Source organism: Saliphagus infecundisoli (assembly GCF_020177375.1).
GTDB classification, from domain to species: Archaea; Halobacteriota; Halobacteria; order Halobacteriales; family Natrialbaceae; genus Saliphagus; species Saliphagus infecundisoli.
On sequence record NZ_JAIWHV010000025.1, the window covers coordinates 1 to 21725 of the forward strand.

The 21725-nt window shown below is 54.0% G+C and carries 16 protein-coding genes; 9 read left to right on the forward strand and 7 right to left on the reverse strand.

The genetic code is table 11. The annotated features are described in order from the left end of the window. The first annotated feature begins 96 nt into the window (after nt 1-96). The gene (locus LCF40_RS18440; protein WP_224829656.1) at nt 97-633 is read left to right on the forward strand and encodes a potassium channel family protein; all 537 of its coding nucleotides are present in this window, start codon (nt 97-99) and stop codon (nt 631-633) included. A gap of 87 nt (nt 634-720) precedes the next feature. Here LCF40_RS18440 and LCF40_RS18445 read toward each other — a convergent pair whose 3' ends face one another. Next, entirely contained in the window at nt 721-2343 is a 1623-nt protein-coding gene (locus LCF40_RS18445; RefSeq protein WP_224829657.1) for a hypothetical protein, read from the reverse strand. Nucleotides 2344-2760: 417 nt separating this feature from the next. On the opposite strand from LCF40_RS18445, the gene glnA2 reads away from it, so the two are divergent. The 3 genes from glnA2 to LCF40_RS18460 are packed head-to-tail and all read left to right on the forward strand — an operon-like array spanning nt 2761 to nt 6558. Beyond that, a complete protein-coding gene (gene glnA2, locus LCF40_RS18450) occupies nt 2761-4107 on the forward strand; it encodes a gamma-glutamylputrescine synthetase (RefSeq protein WP_224829658.1) in 1347 nt (448 codons plus the stop codon). Beyond that, nucleotides 4107-5042 carry a DUF6885 family protein gene (locus LCF40_RS18455; protein WP_224829659.1) on the forward strand — a complete coding sequence of 312 codons (936 nt, stop codon included), beginning with the start codon at nt 4107-4109 and terminating at the stop codon, nt 5040-5042. The genes glnA2 and LCF40_RS18455 overlap by 1 nt, the downstream gene beginning before the upstream one ends. Continuing rightward, nucleotides 5035-6558 carry a M20 family metallopeptidase gene (locus LCF40_RS18460; RefSeq protein WP_224829660.1) on the forward strand — a complete coding sequence of 508 codons (1524 nt, stop codon included), beginning with the start codon at nt 5035-5037 and terminating at the stop codon, nt 6556-6558. The genes LCF40_RS18455 and LCF40_RS18460 overlap by 8 nt, the downstream gene beginning before the upstream one ends. Here LCF40_RS18460 and LCF40_RS18465 read toward each other — a convergent pair. Further along, nucleotides 6546-7646, reverse strand: coding sequence for an amidohydrolase family protein (locus tag LCF40_RS18465; RefSeq protein WP_224829661.1), 1101 nt, complete (start codon nt 7644-7646; stop codon nt 6546-6548). The genes LCF40_RS18460 and LCF40_RS18465 overlap by 13 nt on opposite strands. A 51-nt stretch (nt 7647-7697) precedes the next feature. Further along, complete coding sequence (locus tag LCF40_RS18470; protein ID WP_224829662.1) at nt 7698-9008, reverse strand: aspartate aminotransferase family protein; 1311 nt, start codon at nt 9006-9008, stop codon at nt 7698-7700. 185 nt (nt 9009-9193) lie between these two features. Between LCF40_RS18470 and LCF40_RS18475 the strand changes: the two genes are divergently transcribed. The 4 genes from LCF40_RS18475 to LCF40_RS18490 all read left to right on the forward strand — a co-directional run bounded on the left by LCF40_RS18475 (nt 9194) and on the right by LCF40_RS18490 (nt 16477). Continuing rightward, nucleotides 9194-10618, forward strand: coding sequence for an APC family permease (locus LCF40_RS18475; protein ID WP_224829663.1), 1425 nt, complete (start codon nt 9194-9196; stop codon nt 10616-10618). A 339-nt stretch (nt 10619-10957) separates the two neighbouring features. Continuing rightward, entirely contained in the window at nt 10958-14746 is a 3789-nt protein-coding gene (locus LCF40_RS18480) for an MrcB family domain-containing protein (protein WP_224829664.1), read from the forward strand. Then, nucleotides 14739-16091, forward strand: coding sequence for a hypothetical protein (locus LCF40_RS18485; RefSeq protein WP_224829701.1), 1353 nt, complete (start codon nt 14739-14741; stop codon nt 16089-16091). The genes LCF40_RS18480 and LCF40_RS18485 overlap by 8 nt, the downstream gene beginning before the upstream one ends. A 107-nt stretch (nt 16092-16198) precedes the next feature. Further along, on the forward strand, nt 16199-16477 hold the full coding sequence (locus tag LCF40_RS18490; RefSeq protein ID WP_224829665.1) for a hypothetical protein: 279 nt from the start codon (nt 16199-16201) through the stop codon (nt 16475-16477). A gap of 158 nt (nt 16478-16635) precedes the next feature. On the opposite strand, the gene LCF40_RS23475 is transcribed toward LCF40_RS18490, so the two are convergent. Then, nucleotides 16636-17499 (reverse strand): GIY-YIG nuclease family protein, encoded by an 864-nt coding sequence (locus LCF40_RS23475; RefSeq protein ID WP_318247912.1) that lies wholly within the window; start codon nt 17497-17499, stop codon nt 16636-16638. Between the two features lie 69 nt (nt 17500-17568). On the opposite strand from LCF40_RS23475, the gene LCF40_RS18500 reads away from it, so the two are divergent. Continuing rightward, nucleotides 17569-18279 carry a GIY-YIG domain-containing protein gene (locus tag LCF40_RS18500; RefSeq protein WP_224829666.1) on the forward strand — a complete coding sequence of 237 codons (711 nt, stop codon included), beginning with the start codon at nt 17569-17571 and terminating at the stop codon, nt 18277-18279. Nucleotides 18280-18571: 292 nt separating this feature from the next. Here the strand turns inward: LCF40_RS18500 and LCF40_RS18505 are convergent, their stop codons facing one another. The 3 genes from LCF40_RS18505 to LCF40_RS18515 all read right to left on the reverse strand — a co-directional run bounded on the left by LCF40_RS18505 (nt 18572) and on the right by LCF40_RS18515 (nt 21725). Further along, on the reverse strand, nt 18572-19888 hold the full coding sequence (locus LCF40_RS18505; RefSeq protein WP_224829667.1) for a PD-(D/E)XK nuclease family protein: 1317 nt from the start codon (nt 19886-19888) through the stop codon (nt 18572-18574). Nucleotides 19889-20153: 265 nt separating this feature from the next. Next, the gene (locus tag LCF40_RS18510; protein WP_224829668.1) at nt 20154-20447 is read right to left on the reverse strand and encodes a hypothetical protein; all 294 of its coding nucleotides are present in this window, start codon (nt 20445-20447) and stop codon (nt 20154-20156) included. 99 nt (nt 20448-20546) lie between these two features. Further along, nucleotides 20547-21725: an ABC transporter ATP-binding protein gene (locus LCF40_RS18515; RefSeq protein WP_224829669.1), complete on the reverse strand. Its 1179-nt coding sequence runs from the start codon at nt 21723-21725 to the stop codon at nt 20547-20549.

The window sequence follows — 21725 nt, forward strand, 5'->3', positions numbered from 1 at the left end:
GTAATGCCGTTCAGTGTATCGCGCTCTTCCTCGGTCAACTCGATTGGATACGTCGACTGGGTCATTATCACCAGCCTACGATCCACGACAACATGAGTGTTTCAGCTCACGGCTGACAGTACACTAGTAGCGCTCCTTCCCTTTTTCCTTGGCTTCCTGATCGACTTCCGATTCCTCCGGGCAATTCGACTCCTCCGATTCCTTCGGCTGTTCAAGCTCGCTCGGTATACCAAGTCGATTACGCTATTCGCGACGGTGTTACGCAAAAAGAAAGAAGACCTTGTCATCACCTCCACAATCGGCGGTATTCTACTGTTGCTGGCATCATCGTTGATGTACTTCGCCGAGCGCAAAGCCCAGCCCGAGGCGTTTGCGAGTATTCCCGAGACGTTGTGGTGGGGCGTGGTGACGCTGACGACGGTCGGTTATGGCGACGTCCACCCTGAAACCGTGGTCGGGAAACTTATCGGTGCAGCCGTTGCTGTAATCGGGGTCGGATTATTTGCCTTACCAGCATCCATTCTGGCCTCGGGATTCATGGAAGTCGCCACCGAGGATCCTGAATACGCCTGCCCTCACTGTGGTGAATGGGTTTCCGAGGATGATCTCCTCAAACGCAACCAAAACGACTAGTACTCCTATCTTGATTTCACCAAAACGTCACTTCTACGTACGGCAACGCTTCGAACCTGCCAACTACCATTACACCCCGGTGTGGTGCTACGAGAACTGTGTTTCAAGCCAGCCAGCTGCCGTCTCTACTTTGAAGATCTCTGATCCACTAAAGACCGATAACGGTAATTCACGGTCGTCGGACGCATACTCTTCTCGCCATAACTCGGCTAAAGCCTTCAAATCCTCAGCTCGCACTAACCGAATATCCGTTCCAACTTGCATTTCCAACTGTAATGCGTTCGTCGCTGCCTGGTCAGTAAAGTCCGGTGCGATAATCAGAAACCACTCAACATTGTGTTGCTCACCCTTCGTATCAATGTAGTTCTTGATCTTACTGCGAGCATCGCTTCCAAGGCGGAACTCCTGACGGCGGCGTTTATTGTCCCAGAGGAGCCACTGAGCGTCTTGTTGGATCTCGCCATCGGCGACCACACCACTTGCCTGTTGACCGAGCTGAGTCGTCCCTTCAAGATTGAACACCTCTTGGAATATCTTGCCGGTCGCATCCTCAAAGAGGATATCTAGCTTCTCCGAAGGATTATCCGCATCGACGAGGTCCTGAAGCTGGGGCGGCACGTCGGTAACAGCACCGTCCGCGATATCTTCGAAGGCATCCACATACAGATCGACCTCTTGTTTTCCCTCCTCCACAGACTTCTGGGACTGTTCAAAGTACTCAATAATCGCCGACACCATATCTTCGGTCTTCAGCTTGTGGGCATCAAGTCCGTATTCGTCAACGATATCTTTGAGGTCGTCCTTGGGAACGACCTGTTTCAACAACTCGCTTGGGTAGACGCCCGCTTGGACGATATTCTCTCGACGATTTTCGTTTTTGCCGTAGTTCTTCCCGGTAACACCGAAACGGTCACGGGCTTCGATCAGAACGGCCTGGTGATCGAAAATGTCGAGTGTTTCGAGCATCTGGCGATAGTTTTCGTCGGACATCTCGTAATATAGCCAATCGCGAATCACATCGACGTAATTTTCGGGGATACCAACGAGTTCGTCGTAATCGGGGTCGTCAACTTCATAGACAAGTGCCTGCTCTTGGAGAGACCATACCCCTTTCTCGATAGTGTCACGGGCATGTTCGGGACTGTCTGACCGCGAAACCTTCGGGAAACGGTCAAGCGCGGAGAGTCGTTGGAAGAAATCAAGCCACGTGTAGTACTCGTGTTTGCTGTCGTGGGCGTTGTTGTGAAGTTGGAAATAGCTGAACACCATATGGAGTTCAGAATCATTAATTTGGTTCTTGTAATCAACGGCCGCCTGTGCGAGGTGTAGCAGGTCGTCGGTTTCGGGAAAATTGTCTTCGTCTTGAGATTGAATGAGGTCTCGCTGCCAGTCCTGAACAGCATCTATCAAATCCACCTTCTCCATGTTATAGTCGGGTTGCTGGATGAGTTGATGAAGAATTCCGTATCGAATAACAAGGGCTTGGTAAGGGGAATTATTAATTTCGCCAATCCTCGGTGGCGTAAAGTTGTTGAGTTCCTTTTCAAGGCGTTCCTCAGTGGCGAGTGCTGGTGCGTATGTTTCCAGGTATGCTTCGCGATCGCTGAAACCGTCATGCTTGAACGCTTCCGGGTCGAAGTCGTCAGTTTTGATTTTAGTATCACCCTTGATGAAGCGTTTGCGTTCATAGCTGTTCCAATTTCTATCCATCAATTCATGCAATCTCATCGTTATCAATCGATTATATTCAATATACTTTAAGATATCTCTAGAAATGGGTATTTATTTGTCACTATTTGGAATGGCCCACCACTTCAAACTCACACAACGTAATTGGAATAAAATTCTATCTCTCCAGGCTAGTGAACGACAACAGACTTACTAACCAGTCGTCCTTCAGACTCTTACTACCGACCGGCATGGGTATGAAAACATGGATCATAACTCGTCAGCCTTGACTTCCTGGTCCAGCTCCGAGAGATTCCAGCCAAAGACCTCGACATTTGCTGAGATTCTTTTCTCACTCTCCTATAATGATCATCCTTCGACTCATCGGATCAAATATAACGGCAGAACTGTGTGGCTTACCGGGAAACTTTCTTCATTGCTACATCCTTCCACACACCTATGCCAACCAGAAACGAGGTAATCGAAACATGCGATTCTGACGATGTAAGCCTTGTTCGGCTCCTATACGTCGGGAACGATGGTGTTCCTCGCGGTCGCGTCGTTGATGCCGATCACATCGAATCCGCGCTGGATGATGGGATCAACCTCTCATCGGCGATGCAGTCGTTCAACTCACTTGATCATCTCGCACCCGGCGGGATGTTCGGCGCCGCAGGCGAGGTTCGAATACTCCCTGATCCGGAGACGTTCCGGGTCCTCCCGTATGCCGACCGCGCAGCCGTGTTGCTCTGTGACCTCTATGACCTCGACCGAACCCCGTGGGATGCCGATCCTAGAAGTGCGCTCTCATCGTATCTCGATGACCTCCCATATGAGACGAACGCAGCGTTCGAAAGCGAATTCTACTTCACTCGGACAACCGATGACGGCGAGCTGATCCCCTTCGACGATAGCGTCTGCTTCGGCGCCGATGGCATGCAAAGCGCCAACGACATCGCCCTCGACATGACGGACGCACTCAAAGCTCAGGGGATGGATATCGTCGCGTACTATCCGGAATATGGCCCCGGCCAACAGGAACTAGTTGTCGAGCACGCCCCAGGGTTACAGGCGGCAGACAATCATATCCTCTTCAAACAGACCGTCAAGGGGGTCGCGTCAAACAACGGCGTTGAAGCGACGTTCGTCCCGAAACCGTTCGAAGAGGCTGCCGGGTCAGGCTGTCATATCCATCTCTCGCTCTGGGACGACGGCAAGAACGTTTTCCACGACCCTGACAGTGAGGGCCGATACGGTCTGAGTGAGACTGCCCGCCACTTCATCGGAGGTATCTTGGACCATGCACCAGCGCTCGTGGCGCTGACTGCGGCGACTGTCACGTCCTACAAGCGTCTCCGGCCCCACATGTGGGCCTCGGCGTTTACCTGCTGGGGACAAGACAACCGGGAAGCAATCGTACGTGTGCCATCGTCACAATGGGAGGAGCCGAGTGACACCACTCGATTCGAGTTCAAGCCCGCAGATAATACGGCCAATCCATACCTCGCGGAACTTGGACTGCTCGCAGCTGGCATGGATGGTGTCGGCCGAGAACTGGACCCAGGCGCCCCCGTAAACGAGGATCCCGCAGAGATGTCAGCTACTGAGCGCACAGACCAGGACATCTACCGGCTCCCGGAAACCTTGGGGGACGCATTGGACGAACTGGAAGCTGACGAGGTAATTGCCGACGCGATGGGAGAGACGCTCTTCCAGTCCTATCTCGAAGTCAAGCGCAGTCAGTGGGAGGAGTTTACAGGTACTGTCACCGACTGGGAGATCGACGAGTTCACACGGGCGTTCTGATGTCCACCACTCCACCACTGTTCGATGCCCTCGATCTCGACGTAGCGGTGTTGCCTGGCTTCCCGGACGTCCATGAGGCGTATCGACTGCTCCGCGATCAAAAGGATATGGTCTGTGGGGCGTACACGCTCACGTATCTACTTCAGGCGTTCGGCGTCCACGATGATGACGGCAAGCCGGTTACGGTCGACCACGTAGCTGATGTAGCCGGCACCGCGCTCGAACCACACAATGCCGACCGTCAGTCGCTCGTCGAGCGTCGTATCGAGGAGGGCGAACTGCCAGCCGAACGTGCTGGGACGTGGTCCATGCACGACTACTTCGATGGCGACTTCACCGTTGTTGAAGACGAGGGCGGAACGAGCCCCGAAGGACTGGTTACTGCCTGTGAAACCGTCTCGAACGGTCGAGTGGAGGCGATTCCGGTGCCGGCCGTTCACAACGGCGCGACCCAACTCGACGAGGCTCGATTCGATGCGCTGCTCGGTGCGATCTCGACCGATGACCTACCTGGTCAGCCGATCCTCAACTACAATCTGAAACACACGCTAGCCCCTGCGGGGCTGCTCGGTCACAAATACAATCTCGTCTCCCTGCTCACCCAGTGGGATGACCCGTCATACTTTCGGACGATGGACTGGGACGTCGGGCACTTCACGACCGTCGCGGCGCGTGTAACGCGTTCCGAAAATGACGAACGATATTTCGTGATCCGCGATTCCTACAAGACGTTCGGGTGGGATGGCTATCATCTTCAGCCGGAGTCGTACATCAGGCAAGGCCTCGAACGAGCCGATGATCATCGGGATGGTGGTCTCCTGCTCGTATCGCCCACCGACAGTGCCGATACCGTCCGAACGTGGCTCTCCGACCACAACCTCGAATCGGGATTGTGGGACAACGGGAGCGCCTACACCGGTGAAACGGATGACTGACCTCACCGAACGCGAACAGGCACTCGTCGAGACGGGGTGTGCCTGGATCGACGAGAACGCGGACACACTTGTTAATCTATTAGGCGATCTGGTCGCGAGACCGAGCCTCCGCGGCAACGAGGGCGTTCACGACGACAGGGGGACTACTGTCGGGCGATTGTGGGACTTTCTTGAGAACCGTGCTGATCTGCTTGAACTAGACGCGCAACTGCTTCCGTCCGAAGGAGACTATTGCGAAGAACCCCGAGAGAACGTCTACACTGTTCTGCCGGGCGCAGCCGACAACGGGTTTGTTGCAACCAGCCATACCGACGTGGTTCCGCCCGGCACCGACGATGACTGGCCCGAGAACGATCCATGGCAGATACAGGAAGGAACGGTCCGTCGCATCGACGAGTGTACGGTGGAGGTTTCCGTCGGAGACCGGAGCGAGGAGCGCACCATCCGAAACCGGATGGACCGCATCTGGCGACTCCGTGATGAAGACGAGGCGGCGGCGCTGTTCGGCCGTGGGGTCTACGACAACAAGGCGGCAATCATCTGTCTCGCTGGGAGTGCGCTCGGCCTTGATGCCGCACTCACTGGCGCCGACGTGGCACTCGGCGGTGACGTGATCCACGGTCACCTCGTCGACGAAGAGTACTACCAGATCGGCGCAAAGAACATGATCGGATGGGACGGCGGCGACGATTGGCTCGGCGATCGATATGACACGTACGACGGCTGGTCCGCAGTCGTACTCGAAGGATCGTACGGTTTTGTCCCAGTCGTTGGGCATCGAGGACTCGTGTGGGTGACGCTTCGTGCCGACGGCGAGTCAGTACACGCGTCTACGCCCGACCTCGGGAACAACGCCGTCTTGGGAGTTGCGAAGGCACTCGCGGAAGCCGATACGAACGACTACCGTGACGATGTTGCCGCCCCATTCGTTGACGATGCGTTGCTAGGCGATCTGACCGTTGCCCCCGGAACGACGATCGTCGGTGGGGATGTCAAACGAGTCGATTCGGATACCGGGGCCATCGAACGAAGCGGTCTCAATACCGTTTCCGATTGGTGTGAGGCGACGTTCGATATCCGAATTCCTCGCTGGAAGGGATTTCCACAGGGTGTCGATACGCTTCAAGACGACCTCCGTGCGGCGATCGCGGAGCGGGCACGCGCTGCCGCACCCAACGTCGAGTTCTCAGCGACGGTCGGCGAACACGAGTTCTTCCCACCAGTCGCCCTCGCAGATAATCGTGAGGCCGCAGCCGACCACCCGCTGGTTCGAACGGCGTCATGGGCCGCCACTGACACTGTCGGCTACGATCCGGGAGTTGATGTCGCGCCAGGTGTCACTGACGCTGCCTTCATCTACCATGGGACACACATTCCGACTCTCGTTGAGTACGGTCCGTCGGGGGCACTGTCACACGAGCCGCTTGAATACGTCGAGCGCGACCACGTGATCGCTGGTGCAAAAGCGATGCTCAAGTTTGCGATCGCGGAGGTAGGGCTCGTTCAGAGATCGTAGAGGGCGATGGCGTTTTCTCGGAGAATTCCCCGAGCGATCGATTCGGCGTACGACTCACTGATGAAGCCATCCGCGTGGAGTCGATCGAGCACCGACGTCAGGTCGGCGCGGAACCGACGCGCGGCAAGGACGTATAGTTCAGGCACGGAGAACGCATCGCTCCCGTAGAGCAGTTTCGTCGTTGGCGCGAGTTCAAGCGCTTGCGAAATGAGTGGTTCGACCCCGTGCTGGACGAACGGCGTTGCCAGCGAAAGATCGAGATAGACGTTATCGAGCGTCGCCGTCACGTAGCCCGCAGCGCGAGTGTATGGATAGCCGCCGTGAAGCAGGACGATAGGTGTCTGAGCGTGAGCAGTGAGAAACTCATACAGGTAGGTCGGATTGACGAACTGGGGGTGTGCATCAGCGTCGCCAAATCCCGTGTGAAATTGGAGCGGCGCGTCGTGGGAGGCAGCCACGTCCGCAGCGAGGTGGACGAGATAGTCGTTGAAAATAGGCTGTTCGACGCGACCGTCCCAGTTTCGACATACCTCGTCGTACGCTTGCCGGACTGCCTCGCGATCGTGCGCGCGCACCTGGAGACCCGTTCGATACGCGATAACCGTCTTGAGCGCAACGAAATCTCCGCCGAGTGCATCATCGAGTTCGTCGACAAAGGTCTCTTCGAACGCGTTGAGCGATTCCGACGCCGGGAGTAGCCTCTCGGCGACGTTCTCGATGCGATGAATCGGCCTGAGGTCTGCGTCGGTGTACGCTCCGAACTCATCAGGCGTGACGTCAGGGAAGCCGTCATCGACGAGGATCGTTTCCGTGCCCGTCTCGTCGATGAGTTCGCGTGAGTATGATTCGGGGTCGACATCAGCGCGGTGGGCGAGTAATGTCGCCTCGTCAGCCTCACCAAACTGTTCTGCGAGGAAGTCCAGTGTCACGCGGTAGTTGAGTGTATGGCGAGCGTGTTTTGGCGCAAGCTCTCCTTCAGTGAAGAAGTCTGCAAACGTTTCGGTGACACGGTCTCTGTCGAGCGGTTCGACGGCGTGGGCGTGGTTGTCTACGAGCGGCGTCGATGCGACGACGTCGTGGATGCTCATAGCGAACGCTCGGCCGACGAAGGCAAGAAACCGTCGTGTGAATCAGTGAGCTCACCAGCCGGCGTACTGCGCTAACAGATCCGGATCGAGCGTTTCCGTTCGCGCGTCCCCGATCGCAGCTCCCAATCGTTCGATACCCGCATCGAGATTGGACTCGGAGATCGTCAACGGTGGCGTCAGCTCGAGGACGTTCGAGTGCATCCCGACGTAGAATACCGCGAGACCGTGGCGCCGTGCGTGGAGGCATACCTGCGCTGCGAGGTCGTGTGATGGATCATCCGTGCCGGGTTCGACGAGTTCGACGCCCTGCATTAGTCCTCGTCCACGGACGTCTCCGATCACTGGCGAGTCCGCGGCGAGCTCTTCTACTCCTCTTGAGAGGCGGTCACCCAGGCGAGCGGCGCGTGCTGGAAGGTTCTCCGATTCGATGACATCGAGGGTTGCGAGGCCAGCCGCGGCCGGCAATGGCCCACCTGCCGTCGTCATCATGTGACTCGCCGGCTCGAAATCGACGAGTTCTGCCCGTCCGACCACCGCGCTGATTGGAACACCGCTGCCGAGTGGCTTGCCGAGCATGATGGCGTCGGGTGCGACATCAGCGTGTTCGTACGCGAAAAACTTACCAGTGCGTCCGAGTCCGGCTTTCACCTCGTCGACGACGAAGTAGGCGTTGTTGTCGGTACAGAGGTCGGCGAGTCCCTCGAGGAATCCATCGGGTGGAACGAGAATGCCACCGTCGCTCTGGAGCGGTTCAGTGATGAGTCCAGCAACGTCGTGAGTCTCGAACGCCTTGCTGACTGCCTCAAGCGCGTCTTCTACGAGCACATCTGGTGAGTGGGGGGAACGATACACGTCAGGGAACGGTAGAGTAACAACATTCTCTGCACCGACGTCCGCCTGTGCGCTATGCCCTGAAATGGCCGCTGCGCCGGCCGTGATTCCGTGGTACGATCCCTCGAAAGATATGACCACGTCCCCATCGCCCGTGGCCGGGATTGCCTTCGAGAGCAAATCGCCTGCCTCTGATCCGGAATGCCCAAACCACACTTTCGTCGGGATATCACCATTGAATCGGTCACGGAGACGCTCGGCGAGCTCGACCAGTGGTGGATGAGGGAACGAGATTGGTGAATTCGCGAGTGCAGTATCGAGTTGCTCGTGGAGGTCAGAAATGACCGATGGATGTCGATAGCCTGTGTTCGCTACTGCCCATGCAGACGTAAAATCGATTAACCCGTCACCGTCAACGCCTGTAAGCGTTGCATCGGATTGACTTGCGAGAGCGAAGGGGAAAAACCGAATCTTCATTGCCTCCGAAAGCACGTCGGCATCTCGGTCAAGCACGCTCTGTTCTCGGTCCATACGATTGATGACGGCTGAAGGGACCATAATACTCAGGTGACTAATTGCCTAGGCGACCGAGGCATGACGAACTCAACATAATAGATACGAAGAGGTGTCATTCAATTCTTAACTACGCAATATGTATTAGTTCTACAAACTAACAAATATGAATTTCATTCTAATTTCGGCCAACGTTTAAGTACATGTTCGTTCTGGTCTGTGACAAGCTAGCATCAATGTCAACAGATACAGAAATTGCAGAATCAACGGGATTAGCAAAGCGGCTGGGATTCTGGCACTTGTGGGCGATCGGCGTTGGATCAGTGGTCGGTGACGGTATTTTCCTGCTACTGGGCGATGGGATTGCAACAGCGGGTCCGGCGGCTATCCTCGCATACGTACTGGCTGGGATGTTCATGCTTTTCATCGCCCTCGCGGTGAGTGATCTCGCGGTCGGTCTGCCGAGTGCCGGCGCCATGTGGATTTGGGGACGGGAACTCCTTGGAGACTATGCCGGATTCATTAGCGGACTCTCGTATGCCGTTGGATGGATAATCGCGGGCGGGAGTGTTGGCTTAGCATTAGGCCGGATCACTCAGTTTTTCGTTCCTGATCTAGGGGTACCAGCCGCAGTCTGGGGAATCCTCTTTGTGACGATTTTCGCGCTTATCCAGCTCGGTGGTGTGTTTCTGTCGAGCCGACTTCAGCTCGGCCTTGTACTCGTACTTGTGGGTATTGTCCTCATATTTGGCGTCAGCGCTATTCTCAATGGTAACTTCTCTCGAGAGCGTTTCTCGCCGTTCTTCGCGACCGGCACTGGAAGCGTCTGGACTGCGATGGCATTTGGAATGTATGCTTATATGGGACCACTCACCCTCACTACAGGTGGGGACGAAGCGAAGAACGTTGAGGATATCCCTCGTGCGCTGGTTGTTTCGTGTCTGACATTCCTCTTTATCTATACGGTTGCGATGATTGGGATGGTCGGTCTCATGGGCTACGAGGAGTTCTCGGCGCTTGAATCGCCCTTCACGACGACCGCAGAGATGGTCTGGGGATCGAACGCTGCACTCATCATCAATTTCGCAGCGTGGATCGCAGCATTCACCAGTCTCTTCATGGGTACGATGTACTCTGCACCACGGATGCTCTACAAGATGGGCGAAATGAAGGTCCTACCTGATATCTTCGGACAGGTGTATGAGGAGACGCGTGTTCCGCTCTTTTCAACTGTGTTCGTATGGGCCTGCAGCGTCATCCTGCTATTAGTAGCTCAATATGAACTACTGGACTATGCGCAACTCTCACTGCTACTGACGTTTGCGTGGCTTGTCACGTGGGCCATTGCGATTGTCGCCGCCGTCAAGTACCGTCGTGAACATCCTCGCCACGTTGCCAATCAGAACTGGAAACAGCCATTATTCCCGCTGTTTCCGGTGCTCGGGATGATAGGTGTCGCTGTTATCCTCTACGGTACGTTCTCGGGTGCCGTGACATCATTTGGCCTCGGAATCGTGTTCCTGATCGTCATCAGTGTAATCTACTATTTCTACGGCAGCCGGCGGATGGATAACGCTGACATTCCCACGGTGCTTGACTCCGAGCAGGAACCGAGACCTGACGACTAACTCTTTCAGCCTGTAGATTGGGTTCTACTATCGCCAACAAACTCGGCCCAACGGCACCCTCTAACTGATATCCTGTCCTCTTCAAAGCTGACTGCCTCATCTCGCGTTTTGTGTGTTTCAGCCGCTAACATTGCTTCAAGTTCGGCTCGCTCGTCGGCAGACAATCGACAACGTACTCCTGAGTTCGTGATATGAGTGGGTTCAGAGGACGTCTGAATGCTACCGAGAGGCGAACTGAGGAGATGAACTTAGTCGTTCAAGGCTGAAGCGGCACTAGATCACCTCTCTCTAGCCGAAAGATATGAATTATTATAGTGAGTGAACTCCGCTATCATGGATATGTCCTTCTCTTCGGAACAAAGCCTGGGGGAAACACTTCATCAAATTCTCACCCGATATCCTTCACCAGCACAGATCGGGAAGGGCCGCGAGTACTACAAGATCAACGACGATCCGGATCTACACGATCTCATCAAGAATACAAGCGAGGAAGCGGTGTCCAGTGTACTCGAAAGTACAGAACAGGAGTACAACGTTTCTTCCTCGCTCGGTCAGGGATCGATGAGTGATATTCCGTATATCCCGGTCGAACGTCCCGATGAGACCACAACTACGCAAAAAGGAATCTACATCGTCTACCTCTTCGACACCGATGCTGATCGACTCTATCTCACATTAAATCAGGGGGCGACGGAAGCCCAGCGTTGCTCGAGCCGGATATCCGGAAAACCGTACTCCCATACCATCCTTGAACGACATGCTGCCCAATACCGGGACTACATTCGGCCACCAAATGGATTCCACCCGGAGGCAGCGAGGATCACATCGACTGTAACCCACGAAGGTAGCGAAGAAAACGTCCAACGGTCAGATATGTATAACAGCGGTGCGATTCTCACAAAGGAATACTCCCTGGATGATCTCCAGAACGAAGACCAAATCAGAGCAGATTTGCTTGCCCTTGTCGATGTGTATGAGGAACTCTTAGACCAACTATATAGTAACCCAGTGTATGACCCTGATAACCGAACTGTCTGGCAAATCTCTCCACTTACCGATCAAGAATGGGAAACGTGGAACACTGAGAACATTGCAGTCATCCCCAACCAATCTGAAAACCCCACTAGTGAACTCCAGAACGGGGACATCGTAGTCGCTGGAACAGCGATTACAAATATCGATGTTCCATTCGGTGTCGGACGTCTCATTTCATTCGACGTCCCGTCGGAGATACTCGATGACCTTCGTGACGGGCCTGACTTCGACCTATCCAATGACCAACAGGTAGTCAGTGTCGATTGGTACCCATTTGGCGAAAAGGGAATCGCAGTCAACTGCCTTTCTGATGAGACGAACCTCTTTGCTGAGCTTCCAGATGATGATCGCTCCAATCCAACGATCACCAAACTGCCTGCAGAGTTCAATCACTTCCTTGGATCAGCCATTCGTCGGCTTGTCGTAACCGATCTAGCGACAGATTTTGAGACAGAACTCGCGCAGATCGAATCCCATCTTTCTAACCACCAACAGACACCAACCATCTACCAAGTCCCGATCCCCACTGATCAAGGCCCGATTCATACGAATTTCGACCGGACGGTTCTGGAGGGCGTCCCTCGAGAGGCGATCGAAGGCATCGTTAATATCCCGGTCGAGCAAGAGACGGTCCGTGTATGGGGAAACCAGGAAGAAGAGCCAGCTGATGTTGGCGACTATCTCCTTTTTGCTGAGAGAGATGGACACCATGGTGGACGGTATACGACTCTAGCACGCATTGCTCATTCGACAATCCTCGAGTCGGAACAGGCTGGTGAGTTCACCAATGCAGTCGGTTGGGGAGACGTAATTGATGAGGTCTACCCCCACGTAATGGTTCTCCAGCCGATCTACGAAGCTGATCTCGATCGCGAGTCCTTTTGGGATTCAATAGGCTACAAAGGATGGCCGAACGATACGTTCAGTGCAGTCAATTTCGATCGCACGGAATCGACATTCAATGACGAATACGATTCCGTTGAGCAGTTCCTCGACTCTATCAAAGGACGCCAGATCTATCCTGCCGAAAGTCCCAGCGAATACGACTCACTCGAACAGGCGGTAGCGGACATTGATACTCGTCTCCCTGTCGACAACAACTCCTGGCTCAGAAACCGAATTGGTGAAGCCGTTATCGAGGACTGGTCTGTGGCGCTCCCCGAATTCGAACCAACGGACACGGTCTCGTCTGACACCGAAGCAACGTTAGACCAACTCCGCCTCGTATATCAGTCTATAGAACCAGGGTTATCGACACAGTCAGACCAACTCGGAACAGGAATACTCGATCCACTCTCACCCGAACAAACGCTCTTCCTGGGCTGGATTCATCTCATCCAGACCGATTTGGACATCACTGAAGGGCGTCTCACCCCGCCTCAATTAGACAGCATTCTCAATGAAACCTACACCTCTCCAGAGAATCCCACTGACATCTCCGAGACAGAGCATCCACTGATAACCCATCTTCGAACTGCCGAGCCAACCGTCTACAAGACTACAGCACCGCCAGAATACTGGGTGGCCTCGGTCGAATATGGCTCAATATCGTTCGAACACGGCCATGAAGATCGTTGGGAGAGATTGGAGTCGGGCGACGTTGCAATAATTCATTCTCGATCGAAGCCATCGAACCCTGGGTTGGGGGACCAACCAGGTGGGATTATCGGCGTTGGAATTTTCGGCGACAAATTCGAGAAAGATGAGCCGTGGTGGTGGGATGAACACCACGACGGAGAAGAGTTCTCCATGCTTGCGAAATTTGATCGGCTCTTTCTCACTGGAGATATTGGCGCCATCGACACTGCCACTGGTATCTCTGAGAAGACCCGCTCTGACATCGAGCAGGAAATCGCCGCACTCACGGTGGACTGTTTGCCGATCGATGAGGCCAACCGGCTATGCAAACGCGTCTCCGGCAAAGGATTCCCTGCTCAATCGATGTATGGGACCTTCCGTACCGACGATGATGAAATCGACTATGAGCGCCCACGCGCCCTCATCGCGGCGATGGCCGATGATCTGACCGAAGTCCCAACAATCAATTCCCACAAGCCCTTCCAGAGCACGCTTCCCAACGATATTCTCGAAGACCTTCATTTCCAAGACGATCTCGGCGAGCAGATTCTCGAACAGATCTCGACCGCGCTTCAGTCCGATAAACACGTACTTCTCACAGGACCGCCCGGAACTGGAAAGACGGAGATCGCTGAACGGGTCTGCGAGCACCTCGCCGACTCTCACCCTTACCTCTATTCCGACTTCGAGATGACGACAGCGACGGCCGATTGGTCGACGTTCGATACCGTCGGTGGCTACATGCCGACCGAATCCGGCGAGAACACTGACGACCTCTCCTTCACTCCCGGAATCGTTCTCAACCGACTCAAGGATCGCCAGCGAGGCATCCAGTCAAACGATCTCCTCGTCGTCGACGAACTCAACCGCGCGGATATCGACAAAGCGTTCGGACAATTGTTCACGCTTCTCTCTGGACAGTCCGTCCAGTTACCGTACACCGTCGACGGAGACGAAGTCGAATTAACGACACACGACGACGTCGACGGACTCGCTGCATCCAACCAGTTCGTCGTCCCCAACTCGTGGCGTCTCTTTGCAACGATGAACGCCTACGATAAGACGTCACTCTACGAGATGAGCTATGCGTTCATGCGCCGCTTTGCGTTCGTTCGGGTTCCGGCGCCTGACCTCGAGGAGATTGCCTCAGAGAGTGACGATCCAGCCACTGATCTCATCTTCGACTATGCCGACGTCTGGGACCTCGATATCAGTCACGAACAAGCCGATGCAGTTGGACATGTCTGGCTGAACACCAACACTGCCGTTGAGGAGCGTGCCATCGGCCCAGCGATCATCAAGGACGTTCTCCAGTATGTCACCCTCCACCCGGAGGATGACCTCGGATATCACCTCACGCAAGCCGTTATCAGCTACATCTTCCCGCAGCTAGAGGGGGTCCCAAAGCGCAAAACCATCGTTCGGAAACTCACAAAGGTCCCGGAGATTGACCAGGACCTCCTCAAAGGGGCTGCCCAAGAAATGCTCCAGGTATCACTCGCTGAAAATGAATAGAGACGAACTCCTCGGCCAACTCACTGAGGATATTCTCGCGTATGCGATGCGTGGATCCTTTCCGGAGCAAGAGTTAGCTCGGTCGATCAAACCGGAGCAACTGGATGAGCGATTCGAGGAGTACGAACTCCTCCTCGATCTTCATTTCATCCTGCAGGACGACGTCGTCGAGTTCGTCAGGGAACTCTCTGCACAACTCCGGAGTATCCGTACTGAGACTCAGACGACTTCCCGAACGCGGAGAGGGACTATCGACGGTCGAATCAACTGGGGTGCCACCATCAAAAAGCGCTACTCACAGTACCCACAGGACAACTCGATCTTCGTCTGCGATAATCGATCCGAGAACTACGATATCCCGGAGAACATCGTTCTCAAGCGGCTCATCTCGATTATTCATCGGACGATCCGAGAAGCGGAGGAATACCTCCGAGCCGATTACGACTGGGTCAGTGAGACCTGGAAGGGAAGTAACGATCTGATTGACGAACTCCAACGAATCGTCGAGCGGAACGTCCACGTTCGTCGCATCCGCGATCCTGACACCTACGAACCGACAGAGCGGATGTTAACCACGGCTGCGGACTCTCGACACGAGGTGTACCGACAGGCTGCTTCACTCCTCAAATTTCGTCAGCGGCTGCTCAGTGGTGAGGCAGACGAGATCCGTCGATTACTCGAACAGACCGCCATCGCTCCGGACGATACCGATTCGTTGTTCGAACTCTTCGTCCTCTTCCGATTCATCGCCACTATCGAAGAGCTACGAGAGAGTGGTCCTCGGTTCCAAACGATCGCTACTGATCGCCAGGAGGTGGCCCGATTCGAGGGTGAGAAAGAGATCGTCCTCTACCACGACAACTCTGCCCGTGATCGAGATCTCTCCTTTGTTGCCGTCCCTGACGAAACCGAGGCAGCTCCATCGCGAACAGAGCAGGTCCAACTCGTCGCAAAGGAGATCGCTGGCAACTACTTTCAGAAGGAGTTCGAGGATCACACTGGCCGGCCCGATATCATCGTCCTCGAGATCATCTCTGAGGAATCGGGCGACCATGAGTATCTCATCACCGAAATCAAAAACAGCGCTAACGAGGGCACGATCCGACGAGGCATCAAAGAAACGCTCGAGTACCTCGCCTTTTTGCGTCTCAACGAAGAGTACGTGTTCGGACGTGAGGATGGCGAGTACTTCGGATCAGGGGGAAACGGGCTGCTTGTCGTTCAAGATCTTCAGAACGAGACCGCCTCGCTCGACGAGCAGCATGAGAACGAGAGCGAGATCAAGATCCTGCAGGCCTCGGAATTGGAAGAGAAGTTGATGCAGGTGCTCGAGCCGAAAATCTAACCACCAAGCCTCGAACTGACTCCTGGCAGACCATACCTCTCCAGAGAAAGGTCCTTCAGTCCTCTTCGATCGGAATATACACCTCTCATCGGCCTGTGGGCTCTGTTATGGCGAAAACGACTGATGACCTTCGCAACGAGATCCGTCAAGCAGTGGGACGCCACGAACGAATCGAATCGACGGCGTTCACCAAAGAAGCCCTCGCTGCGATCTGTGATGCGGTCGGCTACGAAATCGACGACGTAACTCTTCCACCAAAAGCACAGATGCGTGCAGGTATTCTCTGGACACTCGATCTAGTTGATGACGATGATCGTGAAAACGGGACTCGCCCCTTCCGAAAAAGCGAACTCCAATCAATCGCCGCTGCCCTCGATGCGTCGTAAACCGTCGAAGACGAATCAAAGGGAACACTACTTCGAACAGACGTCTGCGTCCTTGCAACGGTTGACTAAATTACGACAGACGACACGAAATAATATCGGTCTACCGGAGCACTACTCCTAGACGTATTTCATCACTTCGACTAAACAGGACCCGCTATTCAGTGCTGGTCCATCGGTGGTTTTCCGACGGCTAACCAATGCGCACCAATCAGATCTGTCTCTGCTTCCAATCGCTTGTGCTTGGCATCGATTCCGTCGGGTGCTGAATACGAAAATAGGAGTTTGTTTCGTCGGTTTCGTTTGTGGGTTTTGAGCCGAGACCGAAGGTTCGCACTTTCACCGATATACGTGAGTGGATGTGGTGACGTCGAATCCCATATTCGATACACGCCGTTGGTAGCAGGGACGGTGGTACTTACTTCTGCGAGTTCGAGAGGTTCGGACCACTTCAGTCCCATCCAATCAACTGCTGTTGGATCCTCATATGACTGCCACTCTAATGGTGCAATTCCTGGTTCAGCATACGGCTCAGCTTTTCCCTCCGGTAATAGGCCCCCTCGGTTCTCGTTTTTGCTATAACTGGACATCGTATAACCTGGAATGATACGGCTAAACGCACCTGTTGGGCTTTTCCCGACTGCACGTCGGTAACTCGCGATCAAAGCGGCCTCGAGCGATTTTCGAGTTGCTTTATCCGTTGCCTCGTCCGGTGTGATGTACGATACTTCAAATGTAGGACCGTCCTCTTGTCGAACCGCCCACATACAGGGCGCCCCTACGTGAGGGTCTCGATATGGCATCTCACCTGCGTAAGCACCCCGTGCAAGCGCCATAACTCGTCCGCGTACACTCCGACCTGTTTCTCCTATGTATTCAAGTCCCTCTCGTTCGACATGACGTACTCGATACAACCCTTCGTCTGTTGGAATTTCGGATAACTCCTCGTCTTCTGGGTTGAGGGATAACCATGGTGACCACTCAAATCCGAGCCAATCACGGTTCTCAAAACCGACCCAGTCCATGGTAAGGGTCTCTCACCCTGGATAATAAAGTCACCAAACGTTTTTCGGATAGGAAAAAGACCTCCTCTCATGGGCCGTCAAGGCGACATAGATCATCTTTACAGCCTACTTGAGCAGTTAGAGGATCAAATCAATGGTCCATATCGGTTATCCAATTGCAATGGCCGAATGAATTGGCCAGACCGAGGAATTTATATCTTCTTTGCCTCGGATGAAAGCCGGACGGCAACCGACTATCGGCGAATCACTCGTATTGGTACTCATGCAGTCTCAATCGATAGCGGCACCTCGCTTTGGAATCGGCTGATCGCTCACCGTGGGACTTTCAGCGGAATGTACGCTGACGGAGGAAATCACCGCGGATCTGTGTTTCGTCTCCGTGTGGGGGAAGCAATGATCGAACGGAATGGATTGCACGATGACTATCCTAACTGGGCACAGGGGTCCTCGGCTGGGAGTGAAATCCGAAACCAAGAACTGGAGCATGAGCGCCGCGTGAGTCAATATATTCGAGACCTTCCGTTCCTCTGGGTAGAGGTTGATGACGATCCTGGACCAGACAGTGATCGGGCCCATCTCGAGAGAAATATGATCGCTCTCTTGAGTAACTATGATAAAACCCCGATCGATCCGCGAGATCCTTCTTGGTTAGGGAAGCATAGCCCCAATGAGACAATCCGAAGGTCTGGCCTCTGGAACGTTGATTGTGTCACGGCAGACCACGACCCGTCGTTTTTCGATCTGTTAGAAACTTATCTCAATAAAACATCGCCCGTTTGATTGTATTGGGTCACAAAAACTCAGTCATTTCGACAATCTCCGAATTCGTATGCTTTATACTTATCTTTTTTATCTGACTTTTGCGATTTGTTGCACTAACACCGGAAGTAGTGGTGTTACACGGACTCTGTTGTCGTGTCCAATAGCTCTACAAAGCCGGCTTCAACACCAACTGATTTTTCGACTATGAACTCTTCTGCTGATCCCTATCAGTTGGCACGATGGCCGTGCAATTTCAACCGGTTGATGCCCTATTCTGAAGAACATGCTTACAGAGATCGTCGACAGAGCCTCAATTCACCTCAGAACCTTGCTTCGAAAGGCCATACACATCGTCCAGCGCGTCGAAATAGGCCCCCTCAAGCAGTTCCACTAACTGCTCGTTCTTGACGACATGCTCCACAAACGCCTGCTCTAGGGCTGCTACATAGGCCTCGAAGAACCCATCGTACGCATCTGTCTCGATATCGTACGTTGCTTCGATCATATTCCGCTTGTTTCCGGTTACTGAACTTGCCGCTGGAAGCGTCTGTTCAATCCCCGACTGACGACTGTAGAACTTGTCGTTGAACGCATCGATGAACGCCTGGTCGTTGGCGCCCATATTTCGGAAATAGAACGTCAGCTTCTCATCCCTGACAGCGCGATCCCGATTTCGCCCTAGTCGGTGGTGGAATCCGATTCGGACGTCGTTCCGATCGTCTGGTCGTCCATAGATCTCGTCGGCAAGCTCGTCGGTATGGCGCCACCAGCCATCTTTGAAGATCATGCCCCAATCAGAACTACTGGTCCGGAATTTCCACGACTGTCCACTTGATGCGTTGGCTGTCAACTCGACAGCCGTGAGGTGTTCACCGAAATCGGCGTAGGATCCAAACCCGTCTTGCTGAAGCCGCTCACCTAACCGTTCGGCCCACTCGTCGGTGAACTCCTCCCATCGCTCGTCGAACGTCTCACTGACGTCCGTGATCGCGTCGTAGTGTGTGAGGTACAGATCGATCTTCTCCTGGTCGTGTTCTTGTTGGTCGGTCATACCGGTAATTCCCTTGATGTCGTCCTGCAGCTCGTGTAGCTGTGTGGCTGTCCGCTGTGGATACCGTGGTGCATTGTCCGCGAGACACTCCTGAAGCACGTCTTCCGTGAAGTCCTTCCAGGTCCAGTTCGTGAACTCCGATTCGTTTGCTGTCGACTTGTCTTGTGGATGCAGAAAGACGTAGTAAATCCCGGAGTCGTAGTCCGTTTTCGGATCCCCACCGATATGCGTCGCCTCGTTGTAGTAGAACTCGGTTTGTGTATCCGGTGCTCCGAATTTCAACTCGACGAGAACGAGCCACTCGTTGGGGCTCTGGATTGCGAGATCGAGGTATCCGGTCGAGGTGTCGTTTGCCGGCCCCTTAGTGATCTGGACCTGTTCAGCCACGTCAACAGTAGAGAGGTCGTGAACGTCTTCTTCGAATCCGCTGTCGGATGGCAAACTCGTGAGAAAGGCCCGAAGAAACTCGTCGTCCATCCCGTGTGGCTCCGAGGGATCGAGGAGGTATTTCAGGAGGCGATTGACGTACACCTCCGCCCGTCGCTGCTGGCCCAGCGAATACTCGATGACGTTCATCAGCGATCGTGGGCGCTCAGGAACGTCTGTGATTCGTTCCCACCGACGCTCGAGTATCTGCAATTCCTCTCCTATGTTCTGTCTTGTATCCATGGGCTAGGTGTACGAGACTCACTTTACGCCAGCTTTAGAAAGGTATCCCCCACAAAGCGCATCGAATCAATTTATTGGTCAAGCTTCGAGAGATCCCAGCCGACGACCTCAGTGTCCTCCGCAATCTGATAGACCGCGACCGTCTTGCCCCCTCGTGGACAGCTCCATATGACTAAATCCTCTCTGGAATCTCACCGGAGGCGCGATCGAGATCGTGATACCCGTCTTCGGTTTCGATCCGGCTGTTGAACCACATGTCTTCCATATTGAGCTCACTCTCGTCGACGGCAATCTCGACGACCACCCATTCGTACCCATCTTGTCCGTCGTGGTCGCGGGCGTCCTCCGGTATCATATCAGGCTTTGACCCGGTGGATACGAAATAGTCGAGAACGACGTCCAGGCCATCACTCGCGGTGCATCCTGGGAGAGCGGCAACACCGCCAATAGCGGCCGACGAATCCATTAGCGCCTCTGGTTTATATGTTAGTGTTGTAGTTCTAGCAACGAACAAGATGAAGACAAACCCCTAATTTGGAGAACGCAGTCGAATTCCAGTAGCATTTCACTCTCCGTCAGTAGTGATCTCGTCGGGGGTGGCTTTGGTACTGATCTGGTGGCAGATTGCCTCTCCGGAATTTGCGTCGAACAGGTGGATCTTTTCTCTGTCAAATACGATCGGTAGATGATCATCTTCGCTCACTTCGAAGCTTGGATCAACACTCATCAGTAGCTGTGACGCACCCTGGGCCCCCTCCATTCCACTCTGATTCACTTCTTCACCAACGACGTCGAGGTAAACGAATATATTCTCTCCCATGGGCTCAAGTACCTCAACCCGTGCATCTACGCTCGGCGTGGGATCTCCTGCCTGCTCTGCGTTACTCGCTGGATAGAGATCCTCGGGTCGGATACCAATGATTACACTTTGGTCGATATTGAGACCATCACCATCCGCAATAGACGCTGGCAGGGAGAATTCCTCAGTAACGATTCCCTCGTGAGAAATCGTCCCCTTCACCATATTCATCGAGGGAGAGCCGATAAAACTCGCGACGAATTCGTTGGCTGGTTGGTTATAGCATTCTAGTGGCGGGGCAAGTTGCTGTAGTTTGCCCTCATTCAATACGGCAATTCTATCGGACATTGTCATCGCTTCGGCCTGATCGTGCGTGACGTAGATTATGGTCGTCCCTAGCTCCTTATGGATTCGTTGGAGTTCAGTACGCATATGGACGCGTAGCTTTGCGTCAAGATTCGCGAGCGGTTCATCCATCAGAAACACATCTGGGTCGCGAACGATCGCTCGTGCGATCGCAACGCGTTGGCGTTGACCACCCGACAGTTCATCCGGCATTCGGTCTTCGGTGCCGCTCATTTCAACGGTTTCGAGGGCTTGTTCGACTCTTTGGTCGATTTCTTCAGTTTCGATCTTTCGAAGACTGAGGCCGAAACTAGCATTTTCATACACACTCATATGAGGAAACAATGCAATGTTTTGAAATACCATTGCGATGTTTCGGTCCTTCGGTGGTAGGTATGTGACATCGCGGTCACCGATTGTGACCGTTCCGGCAGATGGTTCAGTCAGACCTGCCATCATCTCGAGCGTCGTTGATTTTCCACAGCCGGATGGACCCACGAGACAAACGAACTCACCGTCTTTGATCTCGAGATCCATATTTTCGACCGCTTGTACATCACCGTACTTCTTCGTGATATCTTTGAGTGTAACTTGTGCCAT

Coding starts and splice junctions, on each gene's coding strand:
- LCF40_RS18445 (WP_224829657.1), bottom strand. CDS start 2,343: ATGGATAGAAATTGGAACAGCTATGAACGCAAACGCTTCATCAAGGGT.
- glnA2 (WP_224829658.1), top strand. CDS start 2,761: ATGCCAACCAGAAACGAGGTAATCGAAACATGCGATTCTGACGATGTA.
- LCF40_RS18455 (WP_224829659.1), top strand. CDS start 4,107: ATGTCCACCACTCCACCACTGTTCGATGCCCTCGATCTCGACGTAGCG.
- LCF40_RS18460 (WP_224829660.1), top strand. CDS start 5,035: ATGACTGACCTCACCGAACGCGAACAGGCACTCGTCGAGACGGGGTGT.
- LCF40_RS18465 (WP_224829661.1), bottom strand. CDS start 7,646: ATGAGCATCCACGACGTCGTCGCATCGACGCCGCTCGTAGACAACCAC.
- LCF40_RS18470 (WP_224829662.1), bottom strand. CDS start 9,008: ATGGACCGAGAACAGAGCGTGCTTGACCGAGATGCCGACGTGCTTTCG.
- LCF40_RS18475 (WP_224829663.1), top strand. CDS start 9,194: ATGTTCGTTCTGGTCTGTGACAAGCTAGCATCAATGTCAACAGATACA.
- LCF40_RS18480 (WP_224829664.1), top strand. CDS start 10,958: ATGTCCTTCTCTTCGGAACAAAGCCTGGGGGAAACACTTCATCAAATT.
- LCF40_RS18485 (WP_224829701.1), top strand. CDS start 14,739: ATGAATAGAGACGAACTCCTCGGCCAACTCACTGAGGATATTCTCGCG.
- LCF40_RS18490 (WP_224829665.1), top strand. CDS start 16,199: ATGGCGAAAACGACTGATGACCTTCGCAACGAGATCCGTCAAGCAGTG.
- LCF40_RS23475 (WP_318247912.1), bottom strand. CDS start 17,499: ATGGACTGGGTCGGTTTTGAGAACCGTGATTGGCTCGGATTTGAGTGG.
- LCF40_RS18500 (WP_224829666.1), top strand. CDS start 17,569: ATGGGCCGTCAAGGCGACATAGATCATCTTTACAGCCTACTTGAGCAG.
- LCF40_RS18505 (WP_224829667.1), bottom strand. CDS start 19,888: ATGAACGTCATCGAGTATTCGCTGGGCCAGCAGCGACGGGCGGAGGTG.
- LCF40_RS18510 (WP_224829668.1), bottom strand. CDS start 20,447: ATGGATTCGTCGGCCGCTATTGGCGGTGTTGCCGCTCTCCCAGGATGC.
- LCF40_RS18515 (WP_224829669.1), bottom strand. CDS start 21,725: ATGGCACAAGTTACACTCAAAGATATCACGAAGAAGTACGGTGATGTA.